Raw genomic sequence first — 25885 nt, forward strand, 5'->3', positions numbered from 1 at the left:
GCGCTCACATCCGGAGTAAACCATGTTCCCAAAGAAGACCCTGTTTCTTGGCACTGCCCTGATCCTCTCCACCCTTTCGGTCGCCGCCGGCGAGCTCGACACCTTCGTCCAGGCGCGCGACGGCGCCACCGCCTGCTGGTCCCGCAGCTACAGCGCCCAGCATCTGCGCGAGCATCCGCACCAGCAGGTCACGGCCATGGACCTCACCGTCACCTATATGGAGGAGACCGCAATGAGCCCGGATCAATATGTCTTCCGCCTGGAAGCCCAATTACGCGACGGCACCGAGGGTTACGCCGTCGGGCCCTGCATGGCACAGGGTGGCAAGATGTGGTGTGGCGTCGAATGCGATGGCGGCGGCGTTCTGGTCAGCAACCGCAATGGTGGCGACATTCTCGTCGATCTCGCCGCCGTTGGCGCCATCGCCATGTCCACCAGCTGTGGCGAAGACGATTTCGACTCCGGCTTCTCGCTCCAGTCCGGTATCGACGACAAAACCTTCCTCCTCCACCCCCAGCCCGTCCAGATCTGCGAACCCGCCCGTTACTAGGAGAGCAGGCGCCGCCGGAGTGCACTATGGCAGATGACATCTGGAATGCACTCTACGACGCCGCGTCCGAGGCCTATGACGAGGAAGGCCAACGCATCGAGCCCGAAATCTCGCGCCTCGGCGCTCCCATCGCCATCGACGGCGTGGTGATCAAGGTCCTCATCATGCGGGTCGAGCTGTCGCTCGATCCCTGGCACGTCGAGATCATCTATGGCCAAAATCCATACCAGCATTCCGATCGCCCCAAATCCTGCCTCCTCCAGCGCTTCTGGGACGATAAGGAGGCCTGGGAGGCGGTGAAGGCAAGAATATACGAGGTCGGGATCAGCAAGATCTGAATGCAGCCGCCAGCCCCTAAGGCGGCCAATGGACCACGGCGGCGGCTGAGGGATCATCCAAGTTGCCGGAAAATGGGATCTGCAGAGAGAAGGTCTCGGTTATGAGACGCTCATCGGGGAAGATCGCCTTGCGCAGATGCCTCAGTCGCCGCAACCCCTTCCCTTTCCGCTCCGCTTCCGTTACACCGCCCGCTTAACCACCATGTTCGGTCTTTTTCCCTGCGCTGCTGTGCTCAACGGCAACGCGGGTTTCGCGCGGACAGGTGTGTTCGGGCGATTCTCCCTCGCCCGCAATTCCGTAGAGATAGCCAGAGCGAGCCCCGAATGCCGAAGCGTACCGACATCAAATCGATCCTCATCATCGGCGCGGGCCCCATCATCATCGGGCAGGCTTGCGAGTTCGACTATTCCGGCACCCAGGCCTGTAAGGCGCTCAAGGAAGAGGGCTACCGGATCATTCTGGTGAACTCGAACCCGGCGACGATCATGACCGATCCCGATCTGGCCGACGCCACCTATATGGAGCCGATCACCCCCGAAGTCGTCGCCAAGATCATCGAGAAGGAACGCCCCGACGCGCTGCTGCCGACGATGGGCGGCCAGACGGCGCTCAACTGCGCGCTGTCGCTGCGCAAGATGGGCGTGCTCGAGAAATTTGGCGTGGAAATGATCGGCGCCACCGCCGAGGCCATCGACAAGGCCGAGGATCGCGAACTGTTCCGCGACGCCATGAAGAAGATCGGGCTCGAGACCCCGCGTTCCATGCTCGCCCACAACACCATCGAGGCCCTGCAGGCGCTTGAGGTCATCGGCCTGCCGGCCATCATTCGCCCCAGCTTTACCCTCGGCGGCACCGGCGGCGGCATTGCCTATAACCGCGAGGAATATCTCGCCATCTGCGAAAGCGGCATCGACGCTTCGCCCACCAACGAAGTTCTGGTCGAGGAAAGCGTGCTCGGCTGGAAGGAATACGAGATGGAGGTTGTCCGCGATAAGAAGGACAACTGCATCATCATCTGCTCCATCGAGAACATCGATCCGATGGGCGTCCACACCGGCGACTCCATCACCGTTGCCCCGGCCTTGACGCTGACCGACAAGGAATACCAGATCATGCGCGACGCCTCGCTGGCGGTGCTGCGCGAGATCGGTGTCGAAACCGGCGGCTCCAACGTGCAGTTCGGCATCAACCCTGCCGATGGCCGTATGGTCGTCATCGAGATGAACCCGCGCGTCTCGCGCTCCTCGGCGCTGGCCTCCAAGGCCACCGGCTTCCCCATCGCTAAGGTCGCTGCGCGTCTGGCCGTCGGCTACACGCTCGATGAACTCGAAAACGACATTACCGGCGGCGCCACCCCGGCCTCGTTCGAGCCGACCATCGACTATGTCGTCACCAAGATCCCGCGTTTCGCCTTCGAAAAGTTCCCCGGCGCCGACAATCGCCTGACCACCTCGATGAAGTCGGTCGGCGAAGCCATGGCCATCGGCCGCACCTTCCAGGAATCGCTGCAAAAGGCCCTGCGCTCACTCGAAACGGGTCTCACCGGCCTCAACGAAGTCGGCATTCCGGGCCTCGGCGAAGGCGAGGACAAGAACGCCATCAAGGCCGCCCTCGGCACCCCAACGCCGTCTCGTCTTCTCCATGTCGCCGAAGCCATGCGGCTGGGTGTTTCTAACGAAGACATCTTCGAAGCCTGCAAGATCGATCCATGGTTCCTCGAGCAGATGCGCGGCATCGTCGACATGGAACAGAAGGTCAAGGAATTCGGCCTGCCCAAGGACGCCGTCAATCTGCGCCTGCTCAAGTCGATGGGCTTTTCCGATGCCCGCCTTGCTCAGCTCGCCGGCATCAAGACCGCCGATGTCCGCAAGCTGCGCCATAGCCTCGAAGTACGTCCCGCCTACAAGCGCATCGATACCTCCGCAGCCGAGTTCGCCTCGCCCACAGCTTATATGTACTCAACCTACGAAGCGCCCTTCGCCGGCAAGGTCGACGACGAGGCACGCCCGTCTGACCGCAAGAAGGTCGTCATTCTCGGCGGCGGCCCCAACCGGATCGGACAGGGCATCGAGTTCGACTATTGCTGCTGCCACGCTGCCTTCGCGCTGGCCGATGCCGGTTACGAGACCATCATGGTCAACTGTAACCCCGAAACCGTCTCGACCGACTACGACACCTCGGACCGTCTCTACTTCGAGCCGCTGACCGAAGAAGACGTCATCGAAATCCTGCTCACCGAAAAGCAGAATGGCACCCTTCACGGCGTGATCGTCCAGTTCGGCGGCCAGACCCCGCTCAATCTCGCCGAAGCCGTGCAGAAGGCCGGCGTGCCGATCCTCGGCACCCAGCCGGATGCCATCGATCTCGCAGAAGACCGCGACCTGTTCATGAAGCTTCTGAACCGTCTCGAGCTAACCCAGCCCAAGAACGGTATTGCCTATAGCCTCGAACAGTCCCGCCTCGTCGCCGAGCGCCTGGGCTATCCGCTGGTCATCCGCCCGTCCTACGTGCTGGGCGGCCGCGCCATGGCCATCGTGCACTCGGCCAAGGAATTCGAGAGCTACATCCAGGATACCCTGACCGGCCTCGTGCCGCCCGATATCCTGCAGCGCTACCCCAACGACCGCACCGGCCAGATCAACTCTGTACTGTCGGACAATCCGCTGCTGTTCGACGCATATCTCTCCGGTGCAACGGAAATCGACGTCGACGCCCTGTGCGACGGCGAAGACGTTTTCGTCGCCGGCATCATGGAGCATATCGAGGAAGCCGGCATTCACTCCGGCGACAGCGCCTGCACCCTGCCGCCGCGCACCCTGCCGCCCGAGATCATTGCCGAACTCAAGCGCCAGACCCGCGAACTGGCCTTCGCCCTCAAGGTCGGTGGCCTGATGAACGTGCAATATGCTTATAAGGACGACACGATCTACCTGATCGAGGTCAATCCGCGCGCCTCCCGCACCGTGCCCTTCGTTGCCAAGGTCATCGGCGAGCCCATCGCCAAGATCGCCAGCCGCATCATGGCAGGCGAGAAGCTCTCGAGCTTCGGCCTCACCGAAAAGACGCTCAAGCATATCGCCGTCAAGGAAGCCGTGTTCCCGTTCAACCGCTTCCCCGGCGTCGACACGGTCCTGGGCCCGGAAATGAAGTCGACCGGCGAAGTCATCGGTCTCGACACCAATTTCGCCATCGCCTTCGCCAAGTCGCAGATGGGCGCCGGCCAGAAGGTCCCGACCTCGGGCAAGGCCTTCATCTCCGTGCGCGACGACGACAAGCAGTACATTGTCGACATGGCCCGCCACCTGGTCGAAGCCGGTTTCGAAATCCTCGCCACCGGCGGCACCCAGCGCTATCTCGTTGATAACAACGTCCCCGCGACCAAGATCAACAAGGTGCTCGAAGGCCGTCCACACATCGTGGACTCGATGAAGAATGGCGGCGTGCAGCTGGTGATCAACACCACGGATGGCCTCAAGTCGATCTCCGACAGCCGCGACATCCGCCGCACCGCGCTCCTGGCCAAGATCCCCTATTATACCACCATCGACGGTGCCCTGGCCGCGGTGGAAGGGATCGTCGCCCTGCGCCAGGGCGGCCTCCAGGTCCGCGCCCTGCAGGAATACTTCGCCGCCTGACCGCACTCTGGGCTGGCAACTTAGCTCCTTCAAACGCGATGCAATTCCTCCCCCTTTCAGAGGGGGAGGCCAGGTGGGGGTAATTTCCACCTCCCCGCCCAACCTTGACGCCCAGCACCCATCCCCTATCCTCCACCGACCCTGGAGGACCACATGAAATCACTCCCCATCGCCCTCGCAGTGCTGACCCTGGTTGCGCCCACCTATGCCGCCGAGCCGGTCAACATGTTCAACCTCGACGGCACATGCCAGTCTCTGGAGGTCGACGGCATCGATCTCACCGACGAGTGCAAGGGCAGCGTGCTGCAGATGGTCTATGACATCGGCCGCGTTGGGCTCTACGCCTTTTCCGGTGACACCATCCTCACCTTCTCCGGCATGTCCGACGAGGTGATCGGCAACGAAATCCACCAGGAGCTCGACAAGGTGCTGATCGGCACCTCGGCCGATGACATCGCCGACATCCCGGCCCGCGGCACATGCGTGTTCGAAAATCCCTTTGAGGGAAAACCAGCCCAGATCACCTGTTCGGCCCGCGCCAAATCCGGCGCCACCTACGAGCTGAGCTTTATCACCGACGGCAAACCGCCGATCGATTCCATGGCCAAGTAAGGCGCTGAGGCGTCAGGACGGCGCTTTGCTTTTTCGCGGCGAGGCGCCCCTTGGCTGGACCTCCGCCGCGAACCCGGCTATGGCATTCCCACCATGAAGATCGCAGACCGAAGCCCCTGCATAGCGTTTCCGCGCGCCTGACACGCGCCGAGGAAACGCCCTTCGACCGGCGCGCGCGCCGGCGCATGCCCCTGCGCGCCCGCAGGTCCCCCTACAATCTGCATTCGCTTGCGCCGTTTCGCGGCTGCAACCTCATGGAAAAGCCATGTCGAACTTTTTCGAAAGTCCCTTTCTGGGCATCCCGCTCGACCGCCAGGTCACCAATCCCAACATCGTTGTCGGCCGTTACAGCTACTATTCCGGCTATTATCACGGCCACGGCTTCGACGACTGCGCCCGCTATCTGATGACCACGCCAGGCGTCGACCGGCTGATCATCGGCGCCTTCTGCTCTATCGGCTCAGGCGCGGCCTTCATCATGGCCGGCAATCAGGGCCACCGGAACGACTGGGGCTCCACCTTCCCATTCGCCTTCCTCCCCGATGCGCCAGAATTCGCCAATGCCAACAACGCTTTCCAGCCGGCAGGCGACACCGAAATCGGCAACGACGTCTGGATCGGCTCCGAGGCCATCATCATGCCCGGCATCAAGGTCGGGCATGGCGCGGTGATCGGAACCCGTGCCCTGGTGACCAAAGACGTCGCGCCCTACACCATTGTCGGCGGCAATCCGGCAAAGCCCATCCGCAAGCGGTTTAGCGACGATGAGATCGCCATGCTGCTCGACATGGCATGGTGGGACTGGCCGACCGAGCAGCTATCACAGGCCATGCCGCTTCTCACCTCCGCGGACATCGCCGGGTTGCATGACTTCTGGCGTAAAGGTTGAATAGCGGGGAGACGGATTGCTCCGTCTCCCTATTCGCTCAGCTTGGGTTCATCTTGCGCCATCTAGGGTGGAGCATATTTCGATCGGGGGCAGATATGAAACAGAACGTCATTCTCATCGCCATGCTGCTGGGCACCACCAGCCTGGCCCATGGGCACAGCCTTGATGAGCAGATCAACGCCTTTATCGGTGCCGAAGGCTTCGAGCGGCAGGATCTGCTCGCTATCGAAACCGGCCTGGCCAATGAATGGCTCGACCGCACCGCCATCGCCCCCGGCGGCGCCGTGGGTCCGCTGGAAAAAGCGGCGATGATCGCCACCTCGGCGATCGATTCCATCCGCACCCGCACCGCCATCTCCTATGGCGAACTGCTGGTCGAGGAAGATGGCGCGCCCATGCCGGTCAGCTTCATCGAGGTACGCCACTATAATCTCGGCCAGATCATCCGCGCCGAAACCGTCGAGGCCTATGGCGAAGGCGACGTGGCCGACGAAGCCGCCTTCGGCCTGGGGGAGCACATGGCCTGGCGCTTCGTGTTCCAGCCGATCATGGGCAACACCGCCATGCTGGTCGACGCCAGCCGTCGCGTCATCTCCGATAAAGAGGCCACCAAGGACCGGTGCAATGACCGGCCCTGCCTCGACACGGCCGCCCTGTTTGATGACATCGCCCAATGGGACGACATCGCCGGCACATTGCCCAGCTGGCCCGATCTTTACCCGGCCGATATGGGCGGCGTCGCGACCCCTGCCCACGCCATCGCCGAACTCGCCGTCCTCGGCTACTGGGCCAATGCCGAAGCGGGCACCTATGCCTGGACCGGCGGCGAACATCCCGAGGCCGCGCAAGGAATCGCGCCCTATCGCTTCATCGGCATCGACCGCAATCTGGGACAGGAAGACGGCATCGACACGGTCTGGCAGGAAACCGCCCTCAACGACGACGCCATCGCCTCCATCGCCTTCCGCCGCATCGACGTCGCCGGCACCGTCTACTACCTCCGCACCGCCACCCCGCGCCCGGGCTACTAGGAGGGCGCGCGCCCCGACGCGAAATACATGTCCACCACAGCCAGCGCTGCCGTCACATCCTCGTCGCCGATATCGAGATGGGTCACCCAGCGCTGTTTCTGCCCATGGCCACCGGTTACCCCGACGCCGTGCTCCGCGAGATAGACGGACAGGCCGTGCGCCAGCTCAGGCGCCGAATCGACCCAGATGATATTGGTGTCCGGCATGCTAACGCTTAGCGCGGCATGCCGCGCCAGCCCCTCGGCCAATTGCCGCGCTCGCCTGTGGTCATCCGCCAGCCGCGCCACATTATGCTCCAGCGCATAAAGGCCGGCCGCGGCCAGCACGCCCGCCTGCCGCAGCCCGCCTCCCAGCATTTTTCGTGTACGCCGCGCAGACGCGATCAGGTCCTCGCGCCCAACCAGCACCGAGCCCACCGGCGCACCTAAGCCTTTGGAAAGGCAGATCGAGACAGTGTCGAACGGCGCCGCGAAGGTGCTGATATCAAGACCCAAGGCCGCAGCGGCATTGAACGCCCTGGCGCCGTCGAGATGCAGCCCCAGCCCATGCCTGTGCGCGATATCGGCCACTTCAAGCATATAGGCCATCGGCAGCGCTCTTCCGCCAAAGGTGTTCTCAAGCGCTATGACCCGCGTGCGCGCATAGTGGCTATCGTCCGGCTTGATCGCCGCTTCGATCTCCGCCAGCGCCAGAGTGCCGTCTGCCTGATGCGCGATCGGCTGCGGCTGGATCGAGCCCAGCACCGCCGCGCCGCCGGCTTCATTGACATAAAGATGCGCCTTCTGGCCGGCGATATATTCGTCGCCGCGACCGCAATGGCTCATCAGCCCTAGCAGGTTGGACATGGTGCCCGAAGGCACGAACAGCGCTGCGTCCTTGCCCAGAAGTCCCGCCATGCGCTGTTCCAAAAGCTTGACTGTAGGATCGTCGCCAAAGACGTCATCGCCCACCTCGGCCTCGGCCATGGCCGCGCGCATGCTCGGCGAGGGCCGCGTAACGGTGTCCGAACGGAAATCATGGCGAATGGCATTCATGGGGAGGCTCCGTGCTGCGGTGCCCCTTTCTGCCATCCGCCAAGCACTTTGGCTATGCGGCGACATCGCCCCCGGCGCTGCCATCATTGGCCGCAGTCAGTTCCACCGGCGGCTTCTGCGCCACCACCAGAATGCCGATGATCGGCGCACCCCGGTCGAAGCGGAGCGTTGCCGTCTCGAAGCGCAGCACCTCAAGTCCGGCTACCACCAGCGCGTCGCGGGTGGCAGCAATGCCATGGGCATAGCGCAGGCTCGGACGCAGGAACAGTGCCTCCGGGCCATCATGGGCTTCGAGCGAAAACGCCACCAGCCCGCCCGGCTTCAGCGCCGGCACCAGCGCCGCCAGCACTGGCTGCAGGGCACCACAATAGATGAATACATCGGCTGCCGTCATCAGATCGGCCTCGGCCCGGCGCGCATTGAGCGCGGCCACCAACTCGGCCTTTTGCAGGCTGTCGTAAATGCCCTTACGCGCCGTCTCGGCAATCATTGCCGCCGAAATATCGACGCCTTCGAGGAAGCCAACCTTTTTGCGCAGCAGTGAGCCCATGAGCCCGGTGCCGCAACCAAGATCGACGGCCTTGTCGAAGCCTTCGATCCCCAGCCGCGCCATTTCGGCTTCGACCATGTCGTCGAGCATTTCGGGCACGCGATAGCCGAGCTTGCCGACCAGCGCCTGCTCGAACTGCGGTGCATATTGGTCGAACAGCGCCTCGACATAGCTTACCGCCGTGCCCTCGTCGGCCGCTGCAGCATTATGCGCCGCCAGCTTCAGCCGCGCCCCGAACACGCCTTCGTCATCCAGCGCCTCGAGCCGCCGCCAGGCCGATATCGCCGAGGCCACATTGCCGCGCTTTTCCTCAAAGCCACCCAAAAGGTCCCAGCCGGCCGCCCAGTCCGGCGCCAGTTCCAGCGCCTGCTCCATCAGTTCGGCTGCGGCGGCAAGGTCGCCGCCCTCGGCCAGCATGCGGGCATAGTCGGCCCGGCGATCGGCAATCACGTCGCCCGAAGAATGGAACGCCTTGTTCAAGACGGATACTGCTTTCGTAAGGTCCGGCCCTGCTGGCGCGGTGCGCGGGATTTGCCGCAAAACCGGGGTCGACGCAAGAAAAATGCATGTGCGTTCGGGATAACCGGGTCATGCATTCACGAGGGTGCTTCCATCACCGCCGAACTTGGTTATCATTGTCGCCATGTCCGACGCCGCGTCGGGCATCCGCGCGCAACGTTCCCTCCCTGACCGGTGCGCCTGTTTCGGCCCAATGCGGACCGAAACATCCTGCGATATCGCTTCAATCAGCCTGGCCGAACGCCTGTTCCGCCGGGCGTTTCGTCGTGCATACGGGGCATATTGATGCGGCTTCGGTTTCAGGCTAGGCTGATCGGATCGAATATTGCGGCCGACTGATCTGAAGACGCGAATGCCATTCGCCATTGCTGACGACATCTTCCGATATTTCGATATCTTTTAGGTTCTGGCCAGGTGCAATGGCCCGGACCGCACACCAGCAGCGACTGCACGAGGGAACGCGCAATATGGCAACTGGCACCGTTAAGTGGTTCAACGGCCAAAAGGGATATGGCTTCATTCAGCCGGACGAGGGTGGGGCCGACGTGTTCGTCCACATTTCCGCTGTCCAGCGGTCCGGTCTCAATGGCCTGGATGAGGGCCAGAAGGTCACCTACGAAATCGTCAAGGACAAGCGGACCGGCAAATCCGCCGCCGACAATCTGGTCGCCGGCTGATTTCACCGCTTCAGAACTGATCAAGATGGGCGCTTCCGAAACTGGAGGCGCCCATTGTTTTTGGGATTGGTGGTGAGGCGACGGACGTCCTCTTGTCCGACGCCCCGCCCCTTCACAATTCCGCTGCTGGGGCTTGCCCGAGGGCCGCCCGGAACACCACGATCTCAAGGCAAAGCACTAAGCTATTGTGCTTCGGATGCGCCCTATTTCCCCTCTGGCGCCACGCGAAGGAGTTTTCCGTTGCTGTCATCCGTCAGCAGGTAGATGGCTCCATCGGGTCCCACGCGCACGTCACGCACACGGCCCAATTGCTGCTCGAACAGCCTCTCCTCGCCGACGATGGTGTCACCCTCGACATCGAGCCGCACCAGCACCTGCCCGCTGAGGCCACCGCTCAACAGGTCGCCCTGCCAGGCCGGGAAAAGTTCGCCTTCGTAGAAATCCAGCCCCGAGGGGGAAATCGAGGGGTCCCAATAGTGCAGCGGCTGTTCCATCCCCTCCGCCTCGGTGCCCTTGCCGATGGCCAGGCCCGAATAGTCGCGCCCATAAGTGATCACCGGCCAGCCATAATTGCGCCCGGCATGCACCAGATTGACCTCGTCGCCGCCTTGGGCGCCGTGCTCGACAGTGAACAGGGCCCCATCCGATGGCCGTAGCGTCGCGCCCTGCTGGTTGCGATGGCCGATGCTCCAGAATTCGGGGCGCCAGCCCTCGACCTGCGGATTATCGGCCGGCACCGAGCCATCGGCAGCGATGCGGACCACCCCGCCGGCGAGGTCCTGCGGATCCTGCGCCCGATCCATGTCGCCGCGATCGCCCAGCGTCACGAACAGGGTGCCGTCCTCGGCCACCGCAAGACGCGAGCCGAAATGGCGGGTCGAATTGTTGAAATTGTTCATGCGGAAAATGACGTTCTGATCTTCCAGACGCCCCGCGCCCTCCTCCAGCACCAGCCGCGCCGCCATCACGGCCGTGCCGGCGCCGCGCTGCAACCCGGCATCTTCCGCCGGCTCGGCAAAGGTCAGATAGATGCGTCCGCTGCTCTCAAAATCCGGCGCCAGCGCCACATCCAAAAGCCCACCCTGGTCGCGATCCACCACATTGGGCACACCATCCACGGCAAAAGAGCGTCCATCCTTGACCACCAGCAACTGCCCGCTGCGCTCGGTCACGAGAAACCGCCCATCTGGCAGAATGGCCAATGCCCATGGATGCTCCAGCCCTTCGGCAAGAACAGTGGCCGCAACCATGCCGGCGCTGCTGTCGATAACGGTTTGTGCCATGGCGGGCCCTGAGGCCAGCATCAGGCTGAGAGCGGGAAAAGCGAGTGTGGCTGAAGAAAATCTGGTCATGGACTGGGTGTCACCTGCAATGGTTGTGCGAAACTATTGAATTGACGGGGAGAGGAGCTGGGCTCCGCCCCCACACTGACTTGACCGAAACGCATCAGCCGGGCAAGTTGCATCACATCTCTTGGAAAACTTGTCGTGAAGCCGTGGCCGAACGCAGTTTGGCGGAGATGCAGCACGCCGGTTGCGACCGGCCTTATCATTTTAATGGCGCGCCGCGGCCTCCGTAAGGAACCAGCCCTGCGCGCCGGTTTATTTTGCCGACGCGAATGGAGGCGATACGATTATGGACAAGATTCCGATGACGGTTCAGGGGCACAAGGCCCTTTCCGCGGAGTTCGATCACCGCACTGCCAACGAGCGCCGCCGCATCATCGACGCCATTGCCGAAGCGCGCGCCCATGGCGACCTATCGGAAAACGCTGAATATTCTGCCGCCAAGGAGCAGCAGAGCCTCAACGAAGGCCGCATCAAGGAGCTCGAGACCATTCTGGCGCTCGCCGACATCATCGATGTCACCAAGCTAAGCGGTGACAAGGTCAAGTTCGGTGCGACCGTCACCTTTGTCGACGAGGACACCGAGGAAGAAAAGATTTATCAGATCGTTGGCGATCCGGAAGCCGATGCCTCGGCCGGCCGCATCTCGATTTCCTCGCCCATCGCCCGCGCCATGATCGGCAAGGAAGAAGGCGATTCGTTCGAAGTCGCAGCCCCGGGTGGCTCGCGCAGCTATGAGATCGTCAAGATCCAGTTCATCTGATGCCCATTTCCTAGGCATCCCAGCCCGATCCTGTGATTTTTCTGTACACTCCCGCGTGGTTCTGTCGCGCGGGAGTGAGTTTGCCTTGAAACCATCCCGCTTCGACCCTTAACTAGAGGGCGAGGGAGCATTCCTGTCATTTGGAGAAGCGTCGCGATGCACGCGAAAGTCGTCATCATTGGCTCCGGCCCGGCCGGCTATACTGCGGCCATCTATGCCGCACGCGCCATGCTCGAACCCTTGATGATCCAGGGCCTGCAGCCCGGCGGCCAGCTCACCATCACCACCGACGTGGAAAACTATCCCGGCTTTGCCGATGTGATCCAGGGCCCCTGGCTCATGGATCAGATGAAGGCGCAGGCCGAGCATGTCGGCACGCGCATCGTCAACGACATCATCACCCATGTCGACTTCGACCGCCGTCCCTTCGTTTTGACCGGCGATAGCGGCGACACCTACACGGCCGACAGCGTTATCATCGCTACCGGCGCCCAAGCCAAGTGGCTGGGGCTGCCTTCCGAGCAGAAATTCCAGGGCTTTGGCGTCTCAGCTTGCGCCACCTGCGATGGCTTCTTCTATCGCGGCAAGCAGGTGCTGGTGGTCGGCGGCGGTAATACCGCGGTCGAGGAGGCTCTGTTCCTCACCAATTTCGCCGAAAAGGTCATCGTCGTGCATCGCCGCGACGAATTCCGCGCCGAGCGCATTTTGCAGGACCGCCTGTTCAAGAACCCCAAGATCGAAGTCCGTTGGAACACCGAAGTGGTCGAGGTCGGCGGCGCGCCGATGCCCCCCTCGGTCAATACCGTTACCCTAAAAAATCGCCTCTCCGGCGAAGTCTACGAGCAGCCGATCGACGGCGTCTTCGTGGCCATTGGCCATGCTCCCGCCACCTCGGTCTTCTCGGGCAAGCTCGACATGAAGCCCGGTGGCTATCTTCAGGTAAAGCCGGGCACTACCCACACCAATATTCCGGGCGTCTTCGCTGCCGGTGACGTTACCGACGACGTCTATCGCCAGGCCGTAACTGCGGCCGGCATGGGCTGCATGGCTGCGCTCGATGCCGAGCGTTACCTGGCCGAACATGAACTGGCCGAGGCGGCGGAATAGGCATCGAAATGTCCGCGATAATCGCCTCGGTTGTCACAATTTCTTCCCGTCGGTCGCCTAAGGCCGGTGGCATGGCTCGGCCTGGCTGATCAACGAGAAAAGAAAGCGTCAACAATGCTCGACTGGGACAAGCTCCGGATTTTCCATACCGCCGCCGAGTCGGGCAGTTTCACCCACGCCGCCGAAAAGCTGGGCATGAGCCAGTCGGCCGTCAGCCGCCAGATTTCGGCGCTCGAAGACGATCTGGGGCTGAAACTCTTCATCCGCCACGCCCGCGGACTGGTCCTCACCGAAGTCGGCGAACAGCTGTTCCGCACCGCCCACCGCATGCATTGGGAATTGCAGCAGGTCGAAACCCAGATGTCCGAAAGCCAGGACGTCCCCACCGGCCCGCTGATTGTCACCACCACGGTGGGTATAGGCTCCACCTGGCTCAGCTCGCGCCTCGACGAGTTTTTGAAACTCTATCCACTGATCCAGCTCGAAATCCGCCTCAACGATGCCGAGCTCGACCTGGCCATGCGCGAGGCTGACGTGGCCATCCGCCTGCACCGCCCCAATCAGTCGGAAATGATCCAGCGCAAGCTGTTCACGGTGCATAACCACTTCTATGCCAGCAATTCCTATATCGACGAACACGGCATGCCGTCCTCGGCCGAGGATCTGGACAATCACCGCATCATCTCCTTTGGCGAACCGGTCCCCTCCTATCTCGGCGACATCAACTATCTCGAGCGCATGGGCCGCTCCGATTCCAGCCCGCGCCGCGCCGTGCTCAAGGTCAACGCCATCTACGGCATGATGCAGGCCGCCCGCGCTGGCATCGGCATCGCCATGCTGCCCGCCTATGTGACGGAAAAGGAAGACGGTCTGGTCCAGGTGCTGCCCGAGATCGAACTGCCCGCTTATGAGGCCTATTTCGTCTATCCCCCGGCGCTCAAGAATTCCAAGCGCGTCGGCGTCTTCCGCGACTTCCTCGTCTCCAAGGCCCGCGAGTGGTCGTTCTGACCCTCGGACACCAGCGACGCGCAGCGCGATAACCGGCGCTACGCTCGCCATGCCCATCTCGGCGCCCGTCACACCCACCGCGCCGCCCTCGGACTTGATCCGAGGGCCATTCGACGCGGCAGATTGTGCCTGGGTTTTTACGTCAGCCGGAGCCTAAATGCCCCGCATCACCACCGTCGCCCTCGATGCCGACGACACGCTCTGGCAGAACGAGCATTTCTTCCGCCTCACCCAGCAGCGCTTCGCCGATCTGCTCGCTGAGTACACCGACATTCCAGATCTCAACCAACGGCTGATCGATGCGGTGACGCGCAACCTGCGCTTTTATGGCTTCGGCGCCAAAGGCTTTGCCCTGTCCATGGTCGAAACCGCCCTCGAGGTCACAGACCACCGCGTCCCTGGAACGGTCATCGCCGAAATCCTCGCCGCCGGCCGCGAGCTCCTCAACTTTGCCATCGAAACCCTGCCTTATGTCGATCAGGCCCTGGAGCTACTGGAAGCACGCTATCGGCTGATCCTCATCACCAAGGGCGATGTCTTCGACCAGGAGCGCAAGCTGGCCGCCTCGGGCCTTGCCGACTATTTCGCCGCGATCGAAATCGTCGCGGACAAGTCCCGGTCCACCTATGAACGCGTCTTCCAGCGCCATACCGAGGGCCCCGACCACACGGTAATGGTCGGCAATTCCCTGCGCTCCGACATAGTGCCGGCGCTTGAGGCCGGCGCCTTTGCTATCTATGTCCCCCACGACCTCACCTGGGCCTATGAGCAGGCCGACGAGCCGCTCGATCATCCTCGCTATCGACGCGTGGCCCATATGGGCGAAGTCTCCGCCGCTCTCGCCAGGTTCGAGGCCATGCCGTAAACTGTCCTGCAATCACAGCGAGGACTGTTCCATGCTCCACCAAGCCGCCGCTTCTTTGTCCATGCTCGCAGCCGCCAGCCTGCCGCTCATGCAGAAACAGCCCCTACCCCGCTCGATATCGGCGCAATCTTTTGCACCGCCGCCATTGCCGGTGACATGAGCCCCATCGTGCCCCTGCTCACGCCCGATCTCGCCGCCACCATCGCCGATGCCCAGCAACGCAGCGACACCATCCAGGCCGCTGCGCCGGACGAGAAACCTCCGCTGGGGGATGGCGTGCCTTGGTCGAGCTGGACCGACTACGCCGATGGCTGCGAAGTCGGCGTTCCCGAGGGCGACGAAACCAAGACCATGGTTCCCATCGGCCACCGCTTTTCCGATAGCCCCGATGCCGATTATCTCGACCACCTGCTGCTGGTGCCGGTGGTGGTGGAAACGGGAAAACCGCCGATCTGGCGCCTCGACGACATCCAGTTCACCGACTCAACAATGCGCCAGGCGCTGGCCTCGGCTTTCGAGGGCTACAAATAGGCAGAACGGCGAAAGAACAGGCGCAGAGCCCTCAAATTGGGCGATTTCTTCGACAATCGCCCACCCCAAAACAGCTCCGATTCTTTGATTTCATTATCGAATTTCCCGAGCCACGCAATCCGCGCATGGCTGACATGTCAGTGGCCGGGTTGGCAGGCACCGCGCGTCTGCCTATATCGGCATCACACAGCGGATGTTTCTCCTCCCTCCCTTGCTTCCGCTGCGTTCCCTCCTAGCGAGCTTTGCGCTCGCACCCTTCAGGGCTCCGCTCTCCCCTCGAGCGGAGCCTTATTTTTTGTTCACTCCCTTCCGAAAATGCATAGCTGGCATGTCAGGCTTTGCATTGCCTACCGATCCGGTAGAGTTCATATTGCATTTGTCGCTGAGGCGCGCTCCGAAACTCCTCCTCCCTTCGGACCCCGTATCGCGACACCGAGCTGCGGATCCTCTCCTCCTCCCTGGATCCAAAGCTCATGGCAGAGCGCATATCCTCCTCCCTTGCTCTCTGCCCCACTTTCGATTTGGCTTCGGCCCTATCATCAGGCCCCAACTTCGGTTGGGGCCTCTTTTTTTTGCCCGATCGCCCGCGCACATTTTCGCCGAACCAATCCTGTCACCAAGCTGTCGGCTTGCCCGGAAAATGGACAGAATGTCGCTGTGCCTAATGCATAGCTGGCATGACCACTCATGCATTGCTGACCAAACGGTCAAAACCTATATTCGTCCTTGTCGACGCGACGCCGCTCCGTATCCTCCTCCCTCGGACCCGCGTTACTCGACACCGGGTTTTGGCCGTATCCTCCTCCCTCGGCCAGGGCCCACCCGGTCGGACGCAAATCCTCCTCCCTTGCGTCGGGCCACACTTTAGATTTGGCTTCGGCCCTATCATCAGGCTCCAACTTCGGTTGGAGCCTCTTTTTTTGCGCGCCAATCCTGGTTTTCCTGCCCAGCGTTTCTGCATGGCAGCACTTCCCATTGAGCGTTTGTGGTCCGCCTGCCGCTCGCAGATACTGCATTCAACGGCGGGTTCGTGGTGACCCGCCCCCTCCAAGGTTAGCGGCCCCGGCCGAAAACCTCTGGCCCCGCCCCTCCCCTCGGGCGGGGCCTCTCTGTTTCTGGGCCCCTTTTTCCTGAAATCGGCACACCCTGCCCGGCAATTCTTGCCGTCGGCCCAATCCGACCTTGGGATTCGAACTGATTTCATTGGCATTTTCCGGGCATGCAATTTGCAACACGCTCTCCGTCCCGTTCGGAGGCAGATCATGGTCGCCATCAGTTCAACGCCCAATTTCGCTTATATGAACTATGCCAGCACCTATGGTGCGGCTGTGACATCGACCAGTTCGAACACCGCCTCAGTGGCCAAATCACACCAAGAGAGCACTAGCGCCTCGGCCGCGGCGACCAATGTCACCCTGTCCGACGCTGCGCGCGCCGCCCTTGCCGATCGCAGCTTCACCGATGTCATCACCGATGCCCGCGGCAAGCTCGCAAAACTGCTCGAGGAAGCCGGACGCACCTCCCCGATCAAGAACCAACAGCTGGCCGTTGACCTTTCCAGCCTCGACAACCGCGAGCTCTACGCCATTTCCAGCGACAAGAGTTTCACTGAGGACGAGCGCGCTGCGGCTGGCCTCGAAATGCAACGGCGCCTCGAAGCGGCGCTGGCCGGCCCCGCCGCCATTGCCCGGGTGATCGGCGACTATACCGGTCTCTACAAGGCCGCCGCCGCCCATCTCGATGGCCTCGGCCCCGAGGAAAAGGCCAGTGCCGACTGGAAGGCCGGCCGCGACGCCGTGACCGAAGGCCTCAAGCAGTTGCAAACCAGGCCTGGCAACCTGCCATCAGCCGGCGAGCACGATCCGGTTTCCATCTATCTCAAGCTGGCAGATTCGGGCGGCACCGGCGCGGGCCAGAGCATGGAGAACCTCTCCTCAAACGCCCGCACCACACTCGACCGCCTCTATGCCGACGCCAAGGCCGCCGGCCGCGTGCCCAGTTTCAGCCGCTCCAGCAGCAGCGCCCAATTCATCGATCTCTCGAATTTCTCAAGCCGTTCGCTCTCGTCCATGGTGCTCGACACCGATGGCCGCTTCAGCAACGAAGAAGTGCGCGCCGCCCAGACCGCCCTGCGTCAGAAAAGCAGCGCCACCATGATGGCGGGCCTGCAGAACGCCACCAAATCCGGCGACCCCACCGCCTTCAGCCAGAACGTCATCGCCGCCTTCTCCTCGCTCAGCCCCGAGGAACGCCAAGCCGCCGGCTGGTCCGACAAGATGTACCAGGCAGCGCTGGACAGCTACAGCACCACCTCCAAACTCATGCAGATGATCAACAGTCCGGCAGCGGCGCCAATGGCAGCCTCGCAGGCCTCCTGGTCGCGCGCTAGCCTACTACCCTCTACCTGATCCCCGCGCAGAACCGCTGAATACGCGACACGGCCTCTTCAAGCTCGGCATTGCTCGCTGCGTAGCTCAGGCGGAAATGGCCCGGCAGGCCGAAGGCCGTGCCATGCACCAGCGCCACGCCGGTTTCTTCCAGCAGCGCCATGACGAAGTCCTCGTCGGTCGTCAGCACAGCGCCACCGGCGCTGGTCTTGCCCAGCAGGCGCTGGCAGGACGGAAACACATAGAAGGCGCCTTCCGGCGTCAGGCAATCGAGCCCGGTATTGGCGTTGAGCCCGGCCACCACCATGTCGCGCCGCTGCTGGAACACCTTGCGCCACTCGGCCAGGAATTCCTGCGGTCCGTTGAGCGCCTCGACCGCCGCCCATTGCGAGATCGAGCTCGCATTGGTCGTCGACTGTCCCTGCAGCTTGGTCATCGCCGCCAGGAGCGGCTTGGGCCCGGTGCAATAGCCAATGCGCCAGCCGGTCATGGCATGGGACTTGGACACCCCATTCATGGTCAGCGTCCGCGCCTGCAGCGCCGGCTCCACCTGCGCAATGGTGGCGAAGGTCTTGTCGTCATAGACCAGCACTTCATAGATATCGTCGGTGAGGATATGCACATGCGGATGGCGCATCAGCACCGCTGCCAGCCCCTTCAATTCTTCCGCCGTATAGGCTGCGCCGGTCGGATTGGACGGCGTGTTCAGGATCAGCCACTTGGTCCTGGGCGTGATTGCCGCCTCCAGCACCTCGGGCATGAGCTTGAAGCCGGTCGAGGCATCAGCCACCGCAAATACCGGCTCTGCGCCACAGAGCCGCACGATCTCCGGATAGCTCACCCAGTACGGCACGGGCACCACCACCTCGTCGCCGGGATTGAGCGTCGCCAGCAGCGCGTTGAAAATGATCTGCTTGCCGCCCGAGCCGACAAAGCAATCGGCCGCCGTCACATCGAGCCCGTTATCGCGCCGGAACTTGGCTGCCACCGCTTCCTTGAGCTCGGCAATGCCGTCAACATTGGTGTAGCGCGTCTTGCCCTCGTCCATGGCACGCTTGGCCGCGTCGCGCACATTCTGCGGCGTGTCGAAATCCGGTTCGCCGGCGGAAAGCGCGATGATGTCGCGACCCTCCTGTGCCATGACCCGGGCTTTCTGGCTGATCGCCACGGTTGCCGACGGCGCCACGCGCGACAATGCTTCAGACAGAAACCCCATGTGACCTCTCCTCGAAACGCCCTGTCGCACCTCTGCGCCAATGGCAACGCCAGAGCCTTTAGCCTGCGCCCGAAGCCAGCGGAAGAGAAAACCCGCCACAGTTCTGCCCTCAAATGGCCCGCCCATCTCCGCCTTCGGCTCACAGTCAGACCCCATTGCGGTGGTTTTCTCCTCTGCATCGAAGTTGAGTACAGACCCCCATGCAAAAATCTGTGACGCCCGGGCGGAAGAAGTTTCGGCTCTTCGCCCTTCTGACCACGATCTTGACCGGCCTGGGCGCAGCCGGTGCTCTCCTGGCAGGTGTCTCGCCCGCCATCGCCGCCGATCTCGTCCACGAGCCCAATGCCCAGATTGCAGTGTTCATGGTGCCGCTGACCCTGCTGGTCATGGTGCTTTTGTTCGAGGCTGCACGCCATGTCTGGCGCGGCAAGCTGCCCATGCCGGCGCCGGTTCGTCGTCGGCACTCGGTCTGGACCTCGCGTCCCAACCGGCGCTGATCCCCTTTACCTCCCCTGAAGACCAACTGGCCGGCCCTGCGCCGGCCATTTTTGTGTTCGACCTTCCGCCTATTGCCGCATGCCCCCTTCCGGTCCACACTCCAAACGCAAGGAGGAGAGGACCCATGATTGTCGAGACCATCCTGCAGACCAAGGGTGTCGTCGTTCACACCCTGCCCGACACCGCCACGCTCGCAGAGGCCGTGACGCTGCTCAACACCCACAATATCGGTGCCGTTGTGATCACCGACGCCAAGGACGCCATAGCGGGCATCCTGTCCGAGCGCGACATTGTCCGCCAACTGGGCAAGGACCCCGCCGGCGCCCTGCAGAAGCCCGTCGCCACCTGCATGACCAGGGGTGTGGTCACCTGCGAACGCGGCACCAGCATCGACGAGGTCATGGAGCGCATGACCAATCGCCGTATCCGCCACATGCCCGTGGCCGAAGCCGGCGCCCTGATCGGCATCATTTCCATCGGCGACGTGGTCAAGCGCAAGATCGAGGTTGTGGAACACGAAGCCGAAGCCCTGCGCGAATACATCGCCAGCTGAGGCCGCCGCGCACGGCGCCGCCCTCGGGCTAGACCCGAGGGCCAATTGCCGAGCCGCAGATGCCCTATCATAGGCCCGGTCCCACCGCGCGCGTCATGCCGCAGCAACCGGCGTGGCACCACCTTACCAACCTCTCCAACTCTTCATGCGCTCGCAAGGTCGCGATCAGTTTCCTTCCGCTAGGGTCCTCTCGTGCCGCTTCGCCGGTACATCCCATGCAAAGGATAACGACCATGAAGACGCTTTATACCTCCGCCATCGTGGCCCTGATGACCACCACGCTCGGCCTGTCCGCCGTGGCGCCGGCAATGGCCCAGACGGCAATCCCGACCGAAAATAGCCAGGCCGCCAAGCCCGCCGAAGCCAACGGTTTCCGCCCCGGCAAGCCCGGCAATGACGGCCCCCGCCATGGTGGCGGCATGGGCGAGCTGCTCGGCTTCGAACGCGGTGCCGAAGCCATCGAAATCGCCCTGGTGCGCCTCAGCCATCGGCTGGAGCTGACCACCGAGCAGCAGACCCTGCTCGCTACCCTCAAGACCGATGCCCTTTCGGCCGCGGAAACGTTCGCTACTACCACTGAGGGCCTGCGCCCCACCCCGCCGACCGAAGGCGAAACCGTTACTCCCCCGACCTTCGGCCAGCGTCTCGACAACCAGATTGCCCTCGAAAAGGCCCGACTCGCCGCTCTCGAAGCAGTCCGGCCTTCGGCCAAGGCGTTCTTCGATAGCCTCTCCGAAGAGCAAGTCGCCCAGCTGGCGCCGCCCCAGGGCAAGTTCGGCGGTCCGGGCAATGGCGGTCACCACCGTCCCGGCCCGCATGGCGCCCCCGGCATGAATGGCATGGGCGAAATGGGCGGCGACGACGTCGCGCCTCCGGCCCCGCCGGCTCCCGCTCCGCAGGGCTGATCGCCAAGACCAAACCTCCGGGCCCGCCAGTTTTCCTTCGGCGGCGGGCCGGACCCCCAGGTGGCGTCAATCCCCCAAACCTTCGGCGCTGCCCGACCCCGGCTCTCAACAGCCGGGGTTTGCTTTTGCGTCGGGCTCGACTACCAATCGGGGGACCTGCCGACTGGATATCTCATGACCACCCTGCCACTCGATCCCCAGCGCATCCGCGCCCTCTTTCCCGCCTTTGCCGAGCCGAGCCTTCAGGGCCAGGCCTTTTTCGAAAATGCAGGCGGCTCCTACACGGCGAGCGCAGTTCTGGACCGGCTCGACCACTATTATCGAGCCACCAAGGTTCAGCCCTATGGCGTCTATGCCGCGTCAGCCGAAGCCGGCGAGGCGATGAACCTGGCCTTCGAGCGCATGGCGCAGGCCTTCAACGTCACGCCCGACTGGATCCATTTCGGCCCCTCCACCTCTGCCAACACCTATATCCTGGCCCATGCCTTCGCAGATTGGCTGAAGCCCGGCGATGCTGTGGTCGTCACCAATCAGGATCACGAGGCCAATAGCGGCAATTGGCGGCGCCTTGCACGTCACGGCGTCGACGTGCGCGAATGGTCGGTCGATGCACGCACCGGCCGGCTCGACCTCGCGGCGCTCGATGCCCTGCTCGACGACAAGGTCAAGCTCGTCACCGTGCCGCACTGCTCCAATGTGGTCGGCGAAATCAACCCGGTGGCCGAAATCGCACGCCGCGTCCACGCTGTCGGCGGCGTGCTGGTGGTCGATGGCGTCAGCCACGCGCCCCACGGCATTCCCGATCTGCAGGAGTTGGGCGCGGACATCTACATGTTCTCCGCCTACAAGGTTTACGGCCCCCATCAGGGCATCATGGCCATTCGCCCGGAACTCGCGGCGGCGCTCCCCAACCAGGGCCACTACTTCAACGAGGTCAAACCGCGTTATCGCCTGACCCCGGCCGGCCCCGACCACGCCCAGATCGCCGCCAGTGCCGGCATTGCCGACTATTTCGAACAGGTCGCAGAGATCGCCGGCGACGCCGTCTCGGGGGCCGATCCGTTCCGCCGCGCCCATACCGCCATGCGGGCCCAGGAAATTGCTCTCGCCACCCCACTGCTCGATTATCTGCGGGGCCGCAATGACGTTCAGATCATCGGCCCTGACGATCCGACGCTCCGCGCACCCACTATCGCCCTTCGCCACCGCGAGCCGGGCGTCGAGGTCGCGCGGCGTCTGGCCAGGCACGGCATCATGGCCTCGGGTGGCAATTTCTACGCCGTGCGCCTGCTCGAAGCTTTGGGCATCGACCCCAACAATCACGGCGTCCTGCGCCTTTCCTTCGTGCACTACACCAGCCCCGAAGAGATCGACCAACTGATCAAGGCGCTCGACGCCGAACTTTGATCCAGCCCGGACCCCTTCTCCTCCCCCTCCTTCAGGGGGAGGTCGGGTGGGGGTCTCACAGCCAATCAGCAACCGCTCCCTTATCGCTTTCCCTCTCTGGGAGAGGCTGGTTCGGCCAAAGGCCGGACGAGTGAGGGAATATTCCGAGCCAACCATGTCCCGTCCCGTTGCCACCGCGCTGCTGCTGCTTTGCACCATCTTCTGGGGCTTTGCCTTCATCGCCCAGAAATCGGCCATGGACTCCATGGGTCCGCTCACCTTTACCGGCGTCCGCTATCTCATCGGCGGCCTATTGGTCCTGCCGCTGGCGCTCTATGAGCGCCGTCGCCGCCCCATCCATCTCACCCGCCGCCACTGGCTGCTGATCGGCGCCGTCAGTTTCGTCTTCCTCATGGGCTCGTGGCTGCAACAGGCGGGTCTGGCCACCACCACCGTCACCAATGGCGGCTTCCTTACCGGGCTCTACGTCTTCTTCGTGCCGCTTCTGGGCTACATCCTGTTCCGCACCCGCCCGCATCCGATCATCTTCATCGGCGTGCCGCTGGCGCTTATCGGCATTTACTACCTCAATGGCGGCGGGCTCGACAGTTTCAACAGCGGCGACTGGCTGATCGTGGGCAGCGCGGTATTCTGGGCGCTGCACGTGATCCTGCTTGGTGAAGCCGCTCGCGCCACCAATCTGCCGATCTTCGTCTCCGCCTTCAGCTTCCTGTTCGGGGGCATTGCTGCCAGCGGCATGGCACTGGGATTGGAGGCCCCCACCCTCGACGCCGTCATGAGCGGCTGGATCGAAATCGCTTATGCGGCTGTGCTGTCCACCGCTGTGGCCTTCACCTTCCAGGCTATCGGCCAACAGCATGTGCCTCCGGCCAATGCCGCCATCATTCTCTCGGCCGAAAGCCTGTTCGCGGCGCTGGGCGGTTTCCTGATCCTGGGTGAGCGCCTGCCGGTGATCGGCTATGCCGGCGCCACACTGATCTTCGCCGCCATTCTCATGGTCGAAGCGGTCCCACCCCTCTGGGCCCGCCGCCGCACCCATATTCCCCGCAATACCAACTGAGGGGCAAAAGCCTTTGACTTTGGCGGCCCCGAGCTCGGGGCCGCCTTCGAGCCACCTATTTCCAGCTGGTAAAATCCGCGGCCACGCAGCCCCAGGGCGCGCGATCATCGCCGAAACGGGCCTGCAACTGGTCACAACCCCAGCGATTGAGCGGCTCGGGCAGCATGGCGTTGATTTCCATGCCGATGGAGTCGAATTGCGTTTCGCTGCTGGTCACGTAGTAGACCCAATAGGCGCCCACCGCGACGACGGCCAGCAGAATGATGCCGAAGAAAGTGGCGAGGCCCCGCTTCCAGTGCAGCTTCTTCGGCGCCTTGCCGGTGGCCACGTCCACCTGGCTTTGGCTGGGCCGCGGCAGGGAATCGAGGAGTGACTGCCGCTCGGCAGCGCTGAGATCGGTGATGCGCTGCATTTGGCTGTCGAGCAGCACCGGCAGCCCGCCCACTTCGTGCTTGGCCGCCACGCCGACCACGCTGCCATCGGCCAGAGCCGCCATCAGCGGCACTTCGCCGGCGGCAAACTCGGTATTGGCAGTGCGGCGCGATCGGCCCTTTTCCAGCTTCTCGGCATAGGTGACGAAAGCCGTCTTGCCCTTTTCCTGCACATTGGTGAGTTCCACCGGTACCAGCGTCAACCGACCCGGCTGCTGCAGCTGGCGATTGCCGCGCTGCGCCCCGAGCGCGCCATAGACCATGGCGGCGATACCAGCGATAAACACCAGCGCGAACACGCCGAAAACGGCCAGGCGGTTCCACAGCATGTCCAGCCCCAGCGACAGCGTCGCCAGTTCCGGCTTGTCGCCCGAGATCACCACTTCGACCATGTAGTCGCCGGAATGGAAATCGATGAAGGCCATGCTGACATGGTTGTCATAGCGCTGCCCGTTCACCGAATAGACCAGCCGCGCATCGCAATCGGTCAGCCCACGGCGCGTCGAACATTCGCCGTCAATGGTCTTGACCGCGTCGGGATAGGCCGGGTTGGCGCTGATCTGCAGATCACGGATCAGTCCCGGCCCCTGCCACCAGCTCATCCCGATCAGCAGGCCGGCAAACATCAGCACCGCGAACAAAAATCCGCGCGGGCCCTTCAGCAGGTTGGGAGCGAGGGTTAGCTTGCGCTGGGGAAGCGCCTGAGAGAAAGCCGACATTGAACACTTCATCCTGAATAGCCGCCCGGCAGGACTACGCCGGCAACAGACTTGATAACCCCGCCTGGCCACATCTGCTTGACATGCGGACACCAAGGATGCCGGGGCCGTTACATCGCAGTCGCTATCAGTCACGACCGCGTGAACCAAGCCTGTTCTCAGAAAATGTGGCTAAATTTCGGATAGTTAGCGTTTATCCAAGCCCACCGGACCGGGATTTCAAACCGGCTTTCACCAGACGAACGCGCGAGATGCGCTTCCTTGGTGGGGTCGATCGAGATCAGTCCCCGATCCGGAACATCCGGTAGGTTTTGCATATGACCAGCGCCACACAGCCGCGCAGCGTCATTTCCTGCGCATTGACCTGCGTGATCGTGCCGCCGGCGGTCTGACCATAAAGGTGCAGATCGCCCTGCCATTGCCCCGGCCCTGTCGGGCGCGCGCCATCGATCAGCATGGTGTTGAGATAGGGCAGGTTCTGTGGGCTGTCGGCACCATTGCCCAGCCAGACCAGCCGGGCGCACAATTGGGTGCCGTCCCCACAGAGCGAAACCTGATAGCGCGAATCCCGGCTTTCGATCTCCCAGAGGCCGGCAGGCGAGGCCAACGCCGGTGCCGCCAGCAACAGCCCCGCCAGCGCCGCGAGAGATCGGATCATTTGCTGTACCGGAACATCTGGTAGGTCTTGCAGGCCACCAGAAAGGCGCAGCCGGTCAGCGTCATCTGGTTCTCGTTGACCTGGGTAATCGTGCCGGCCAGCTTGTGGCCGAAGAGGCGCATATCGCCCTTCCAGCGGCTCGGCGACACCTGCCTGATCTGGTAGGCCATCGGCGCGTTGAGATAGGGCTTGTACTGCTCGTTATAGTCGGCGTCAGACAGCCATACGAGCTCTCCGCACAATTGTGTGCCGTCGCCGCACAATTCCAGCCGGAAGCGGGTGTCGCGGGTTTCGAGTTCCCACACCCCCGCCGGCGAGGCAAAGACCGGCATGCTGGCCGACACGAAGAGGCCGATCAGGGTCACGATACGCAGTACGGATTTCATGAATACAACTCCCGAGAACGGCCTCAAGCCTATTGTCCCTCACCTGAACGCTGGCTGAACACGCCGTCACGCTACCGTCATCGGCACCCCCTAGGCTGCTCTTGTCACCACGGCGCCCCCATTCGCCCGGCGACCCTCGTGCTGCATGCCCCAATGCACCACGTTCCGGCATCCCCCGCCATGACGGATGCCGCCCGGATGACCTCCGG

The 25885-nt window shown here is 63.0% G+C and carries 25 protein-coding genes; 18 read left to right on the forward strand and 7 right to left on the reverse strand.

Annotation, left to right across the window (positions count from 1 at the left end):
* Positions 1 to 22 precede the first annotated feature (22 nt).
* The 6 genes from BGO80_RS04265 (at position 23) to BGO80_RS04290 (ending at position 7056) form a co-directional block, all read left to right on the forward strand.
* On the forward strand, positions 23 to 550 hold the full coding sequence (locus BGO80_RS04265; RefSeq protein WP_286719330.1) for a hypothetical protein: 528 nt from the start codon (positions 23 to 25) through the stop codon (positions 548 to 550).
* 26 nt (positions 551 to 576) lie between these two features.
* Entirely contained in the window at positions 577 to 888 is a 312-nt protein-coding gene (locus tag BGO80_RS04270) for a hypothetical protein (protein ID WP_286719331.1), read from the forward strand.
* 324 nt (positions 889 to 1212) lie between these two features.
* Positions 1213 to 4524, forward strand: coding sequence for a carbamoyl-phosphate synthase large subunit (carB, locus tag BGO80_RS04275; RefSeq protein ID WP_286719332.1), 3312 nt, complete (start codon positions 1213 to 1215; stop codon positions 4522 to 4524).
* A gap of 153 nt (positions 4525 to 4677) precedes the next feature.
* Positions 4678 to 5136, forward strand: a complete 459-nt coding sequence (locus BGO80_RS04280) for a hypothetical protein (RefSeq protein ID WP_286719334.1) — start codon at positions 4678 to 4680, stop codon at positions 5134 to 5136.
* Positions 5137 to 5401: 265 nt separating this feature from the next.
* Complete coding sequence (catB, locus tag BGO80_RS04285; RefSeq protein WP_286719336.1) at positions 5402 to 6025, forward strand: type B chloramphenicol O-acetyltransferase; 624 nt, start codon at positions 5402 to 5404, stop codon at positions 6023 to 6025.
* A 95-nt stretch (positions 6026 to 6120) separates the two neighbouring features.
* Entirely contained in the window at positions 6121 to 7056 is a 936-nt protein-coding gene (locus BGO80_RS04290; RefSeq protein WP_286719337.1) for a hypothetical protein, read from the forward strand.
* Here BGO80_RS04290 and ltaE read toward each other — a convergent pair.
* A complete protein-coding gene (gene ltaE, locus BGO80_RS04295; RefSeq protein ID WP_286719339.1) occupies positions 7053 to 8090 on the reverse strand; it encodes a low-specificity L-threonine aldolase in 1038 nt (345 codons plus the stop codon). The genes BGO80_RS04290 and ltaE overlap by 4 nt on opposite strands.
* A gap of 52 nt (positions 8091 to 8142) precedes the next feature.
* The gene (locus BGO80_RS04300; RefSeq protein ID WP_502686535.1) at positions 8143 to 9120 is read right to left on the reverse strand and encodes a class I SAM-dependent methyltransferase; all 978 of its coding nucleotides are present in this window, start codon (positions 9118 to 9120) and stop codon (positions 8143 to 8145) included.
* 506 nt (positions 9121 to 9626) lie between these two features.
* Here BGO80_RS04300 and BGO80_RS04305 point away from each other — a divergent pair.
* Positions 9627 to 9836, forward strand: coding sequence for a cold-shock protein (locus BGO80_RS04305; RefSeq protein ID WP_126150332.1), 210 nt, complete (start codon positions 9627 to 9629; stop codon positions 9834 to 9836).
* 203 nt (positions 9837 to 10039) lie between these two features.
* Here BGO80_RS04305 and BGO80_RS04310 read toward each other — a convergent pair whose 3' ends face one another.
* Positions 10040 to 11188: a PQQ-dependent sugar dehydrogenase gene (locus tag BGO80_RS04310; RefSeq protein ID WP_286719341.1), complete on the reverse strand. Its 1149-nt coding sequence runs from the start codon at positions 11186 to 11188 to the stop codon at positions 10040 to 10042.
* Positions 11189 to 11471: 283 nt separating this feature from the next.
* On the opposite strand from BGO80_RS04310, the gene greA reads away from it, so the two are divergent.
* The 6 genes from greA (at position 11472) to BGO80_RS04340 (ending at position 17864) form a co-directional block, all read left to right on the forward strand.
* Positions 11472 to 11945, forward strand: a complete 474-nt coding sequence (gene greA, locus BGO80_RS04315; protein WP_126150331.1) for a transcription elongation factor GreA — start codon at positions 11472 to 11474, stop codon at positions 11943 to 11945.
* Positions 11946 to 12101: 156 nt separating this feature from the next.
* A complete protein-coding gene (gene trxB / locus BGO80_RS04320; RefSeq protein ID WP_126150330.1) occupies positions 12102 to 13052 on the forward strand; it encodes a thioredoxin-disulfide reductase in 951 nt (316 codons plus the stop codon).
* A 114-nt stretch (positions 13053 to 13166) separates the two neighbouring features.
* The gene (locus BGO80_RS04325; RefSeq protein ID WP_126150329.1) at positions 13167 to 14060 is read left to right on the forward strand and encodes a LysR family transcriptional regulator; all 894 of its coding nucleotides are present in this window, start codon (positions 13167 to 13169) and stop codon (positions 14058 to 14060) included.
* A gap of 157 nt (positions 14061 to 14217) precedes the next feature.
* The gene (locus tag BGO80_RS04330) at positions 14218 to 14925 is read left to right on the forward strand and encodes an HAD family hydrolase (protein ID WP_286719344.1); all 708 of its coding nucleotides are present in this window, start codon (positions 14218 to 14220) and stop codon (positions 14923 to 14925) included.
* A 168-nt stretch (positions 14926 to 15093) separates the two neighbouring features.
* Positions 15094 to 15456, forward strand: coding sequence for a hypothetical protein (locus BGO80_RS04335; RefSeq protein ID WP_286719345.1), 363 nt, complete (start codon positions 15094 to 15096; stop codon positions 15454 to 15456).
* Positions 15457 to 16718: 1262 nt separating this feature from the next.
* Complete coding sequence (locus BGO80_RS04340; RefSeq protein WP_286719346.1) at positions 16719 to 17864, forward strand: hypothetical protein; 1146 nt, start codon at positions 16719 to 16721, stop codon at positions 17862 to 17864.
* Here BGO80_RS04340 and BGO80_RS04345 read toward each other — a convergent pair.
* The gene (locus tag BGO80_RS04345; protein ID WP_286719348.1) at positions 17857 to 19059 is read right to left on the reverse strand and encodes a pyridoxal phosphate-dependent aminotransferase; all 1203 of its coding nucleotides are present in this window, start codon (positions 19057 to 19059) and stop codon (positions 17857 to 17859) included. The two genes, BGO80_RS04340 and BGO80_RS04345, sit on opposite strands and share 8 nt — an antisense overlap.
* Before the next feature lie 200 nt (positions 19060 to 19259).
* Between BGO80_RS04345 and BGO80_RS04350 the strand changes: the two genes are divergently transcribed.
* From BGO80_RS04350 to BGO80_RS04370, 5 genes are all read left to right on the forward strand, one after another.
* Positions 19260 to 19556 carry a hypothetical protein gene (locus tag BGO80_RS04350; protein WP_286719349.1) on the forward strand — a complete coding sequence of 99 codons (297 nt, stop codon included), beginning with the start codon at positions 19260 to 19262 and terminating at the stop codon, positions 19554 to 19556.
* A gap of 125 nt (positions 19557 to 19681) precedes the next feature.
* A complete protein-coding gene (locus BGO80_RS04355; protein WP_126152139.1) occupies positions 19682 to 20110 on the forward strand; it encodes a CBS domain-containing protein in 429 nt (142 codons plus the stop codon).
* 233 nt (positions 20111 to 20343) lie between these two features.
* Positions 20344 to 21015 carry a Spy/CpxP family protein refolding chaperone gene (locus tag BGO80_RS04360; RefSeq protein WP_286719350.1) on the forward strand — a complete coding sequence of 224 codons (672 nt, stop codon included), beginning with the start codon at positions 20344 to 20346 and terminating at the stop codon, positions 21013 to 21015.
* Between the two features lie 174 nt (positions 21016 to 21189).
* On the forward strand, positions 21190 to 22422 hold the full coding sequence (locus BGO80_RS04365) for an aminotransferase class V-fold PLP-dependent enzyme (RefSeq protein ID WP_286719351.1): 1233 nt from the start codon (positions 21190 to 21192) through the stop codon (positions 22420 to 22422).
* A 154-nt stretch (positions 22423 to 22576) separates the two neighbouring features.
* Positions 22577 to 23482 carry a DMT family transporter gene (locus BGO80_RS04370; protein ID WP_286719352.1) on the forward strand — a complete coding sequence of 302 codons (906 nt, stop codon included), beginning with the start codon at positions 22577 to 22579 and terminating at the stop codon, positions 23480 to 23482.
* 55 nt (positions 23483 to 23537) lie between these two features.
* On the opposite strand, the gene BGO80_RS04375 is transcribed toward BGO80_RS04370, so the two are convergent.
* The 3 genes from BGO80_RS04375 to BGO80_RS04385 form a co-directional block, all read right to left on the reverse strand.
* Positions 23538 to 24632 carry a hypothetical protein gene (locus BGO80_RS04375; RefSeq protein WP_286719354.1) on the reverse strand — a complete coding sequence of 365 codons (1095 nt, stop codon included), beginning with the start codon at positions 24630 to 24632 and terminating at the stop codon, positions 23538 to 23540.
* A gap of 280 nt (positions 24633 to 24912) precedes the next feature.
* The gene (locus BGO80_RS04380; protein ID WP_126152144.1) at positions 24913 to 25290 is read right to left on the reverse strand and encodes a DUF2147 domain-containing protein; all 378 of its coding nucleotides are present in this window, start codon (positions 25288 to 25290) and stop codon (positions 24913 to 24915) included.
* Entirely contained in the window at positions 25287 to 25676 is a 390-nt protein-coding gene (locus BGO80_RS04385) for a DUF2147 domain-containing protein (protein WP_286719355.1), read from the reverse strand. Before BGO80_RS04385 ends, BGO80_RS04380 begins: the two co-directional genes overlap by 4 nt.
* Positions 25677 to 25885 lie beyond the last annotated feature (209 nt).

Source organism: Devosia sp. 63-57 (genome assembly GCF_001899045.1).
In the GTDB taxonomy this organism is placed as follows: Bacteria; Pseudomonadota; Alphaproteobacteria; order Rhizobiales; family Devosiaceae; genus Devosia; species Devosia equisanguinis.

Coding starts and splice junctions, on each gene's coding strand:
- BGO80_RS04265 (WP_286719330.1), top strand. CDS start 23: ATGTTCCCAAAGAAGACCCTGTTTCTTGGCACTGCCCTGATCCTCTCC.
- BGO80_RS04270 (WP_286719331.1), top strand. CDS start 577: ATGGCAGATGACATCTGGAATGCACTCTACGACGCCGCGTCCGAGGCC.
- carB (WP_286719332.1), top strand. CDS start 1,213: ATGCCGAAGCGTACCGACATCAAATCGATCCTCATCATCGGCGCGGGC.
- BGO80_RS04280 (WP_286719334.1), top strand. CDS start 4,678: ATGAAATCACTCCCCATCGCCCTCGCAGTGCTGACCCTGGTTGCGCCC.
- catB (WP_286719336.1), top strand. CDS start 5,402: ATGTCGAACTTTTTCGAAAGTCCCTTTCTGGGCATCCCGCTCGACCGC.
- BGO80_RS04290 (WP_286719337.1), top strand. CDS start 6,121: ATGAAACAGAACGTCATTCTCATCGCCATGCTGCTGGGCACCACCAGC.
- ltaE (WP_286719339.1), bottom strand. CDS start 8,090: ATGAATGCCATTCGCCATGATTTCCGTTCGGACACCGTTACGCGGCCC.
- BGO80_RS04305 (WP_126150332.1), top strand. CDS start 9,627: ATGGCAACTGGCACCGTTAAGTGGTTCAACGGCCAAAAGGGATATGGC.
- BGO80_RS04310 (WP_286719341.1), bottom strand. CDS start 11,188: ATGACCAGATTTTCTTCAGCCACACTCGCTTTTCCCGCTCTCAGCCTG.
- greA (WP_126150331.1), top strand. CDS start 11,472: ATGGACAAGATTCCGATGACGGTTCAGGGGCACAAGGCCCTTTCCGCG.
- trxB (WP_126150330.1), top strand. CDS start 12,102: ATGCACGCGAAAGTCGTCATCATTGGCTCCGGCCCGGCCGGCTATACT.
- BGO80_RS04325 (WP_126150329.1), top strand. CDS start 13,167: ATGCTCGACTGGGACAAGCTCCGGATTTTCCATACCGCCGCCGAGTCG.
- BGO80_RS04330 (WP_286719344.1), top strand. CDS start 14,218: ATGCCCCGCATCACCACCGTCGCCCTCGATGCCGACGACACGCTCTGG.
- BGO80_RS04340 (WP_286719346.1), top strand. CDS start 16,719: ATGGTCGCCATCAGTTCAACGCCCAATTTCGCTTATATGAACTATGCC.
- BGO80_RS04345 (WP_286719348.1), bottom strand. CDS start 19,059: ATGGGGTTTCTGTCTGAAGCATTGTCGCGCGTGGCGCCGTCGGCAACC.
- BGO80_RS04350 (WP_286719349.1), top strand. CDS start 19,260: ATGCAAAAATCTGTGACGCCCGGGCGGAAGAAGTTTCGGCTCTTCGCC.
- BGO80_RS04355 (WP_126152139.1), top strand. CDS start 19,682: ATGATTGTCGAGACCATCCTGCAGACCAAGGGTGTCGTCGTTCACACC.
- BGO80_RS04360 (WP_286719350.1), top strand. CDS start 20,344: ATGAAGACGCTTTATACCTCCGCCATCGTGGCCCTGATGACCACCACG.
- BGO80_RS04365 (WP_286719351.1), top strand. CDS start 21,190: ATGACCACCCTGCCACTCGATCCCCAGCGCATCCGCGCCCTCTTTCCC.
- BGO80_RS04370 (WP_286719352.1), top strand. CDS start 22,577: ATGTCCCGTCCCGTTGCCACCGCGCTGCTGCTGCTTTGCACCATCTTC.
- BGO80_RS04375 (WP_286719354.1), bottom strand. CDS start 24,632: ATGTCGGCTTTCTCTCAGGCGCTTCCCCAGCGCAAGCTAACCCTCGCT.
- BGO80_RS04380 (WP_126152144.1), bottom strand. CDS start 25,290: ATGATCCGATCTCTCGCGGCGCTGGCGGGGCTGTTGCTGGCGGCACCG.
- BGO80_RS04385 (WP_286719355.1), bottom strand. CDS start 25,676: ATGAAATCCGTACTGCGTATCGTGACCCTGATCGGCCTCTTCGTGTCG.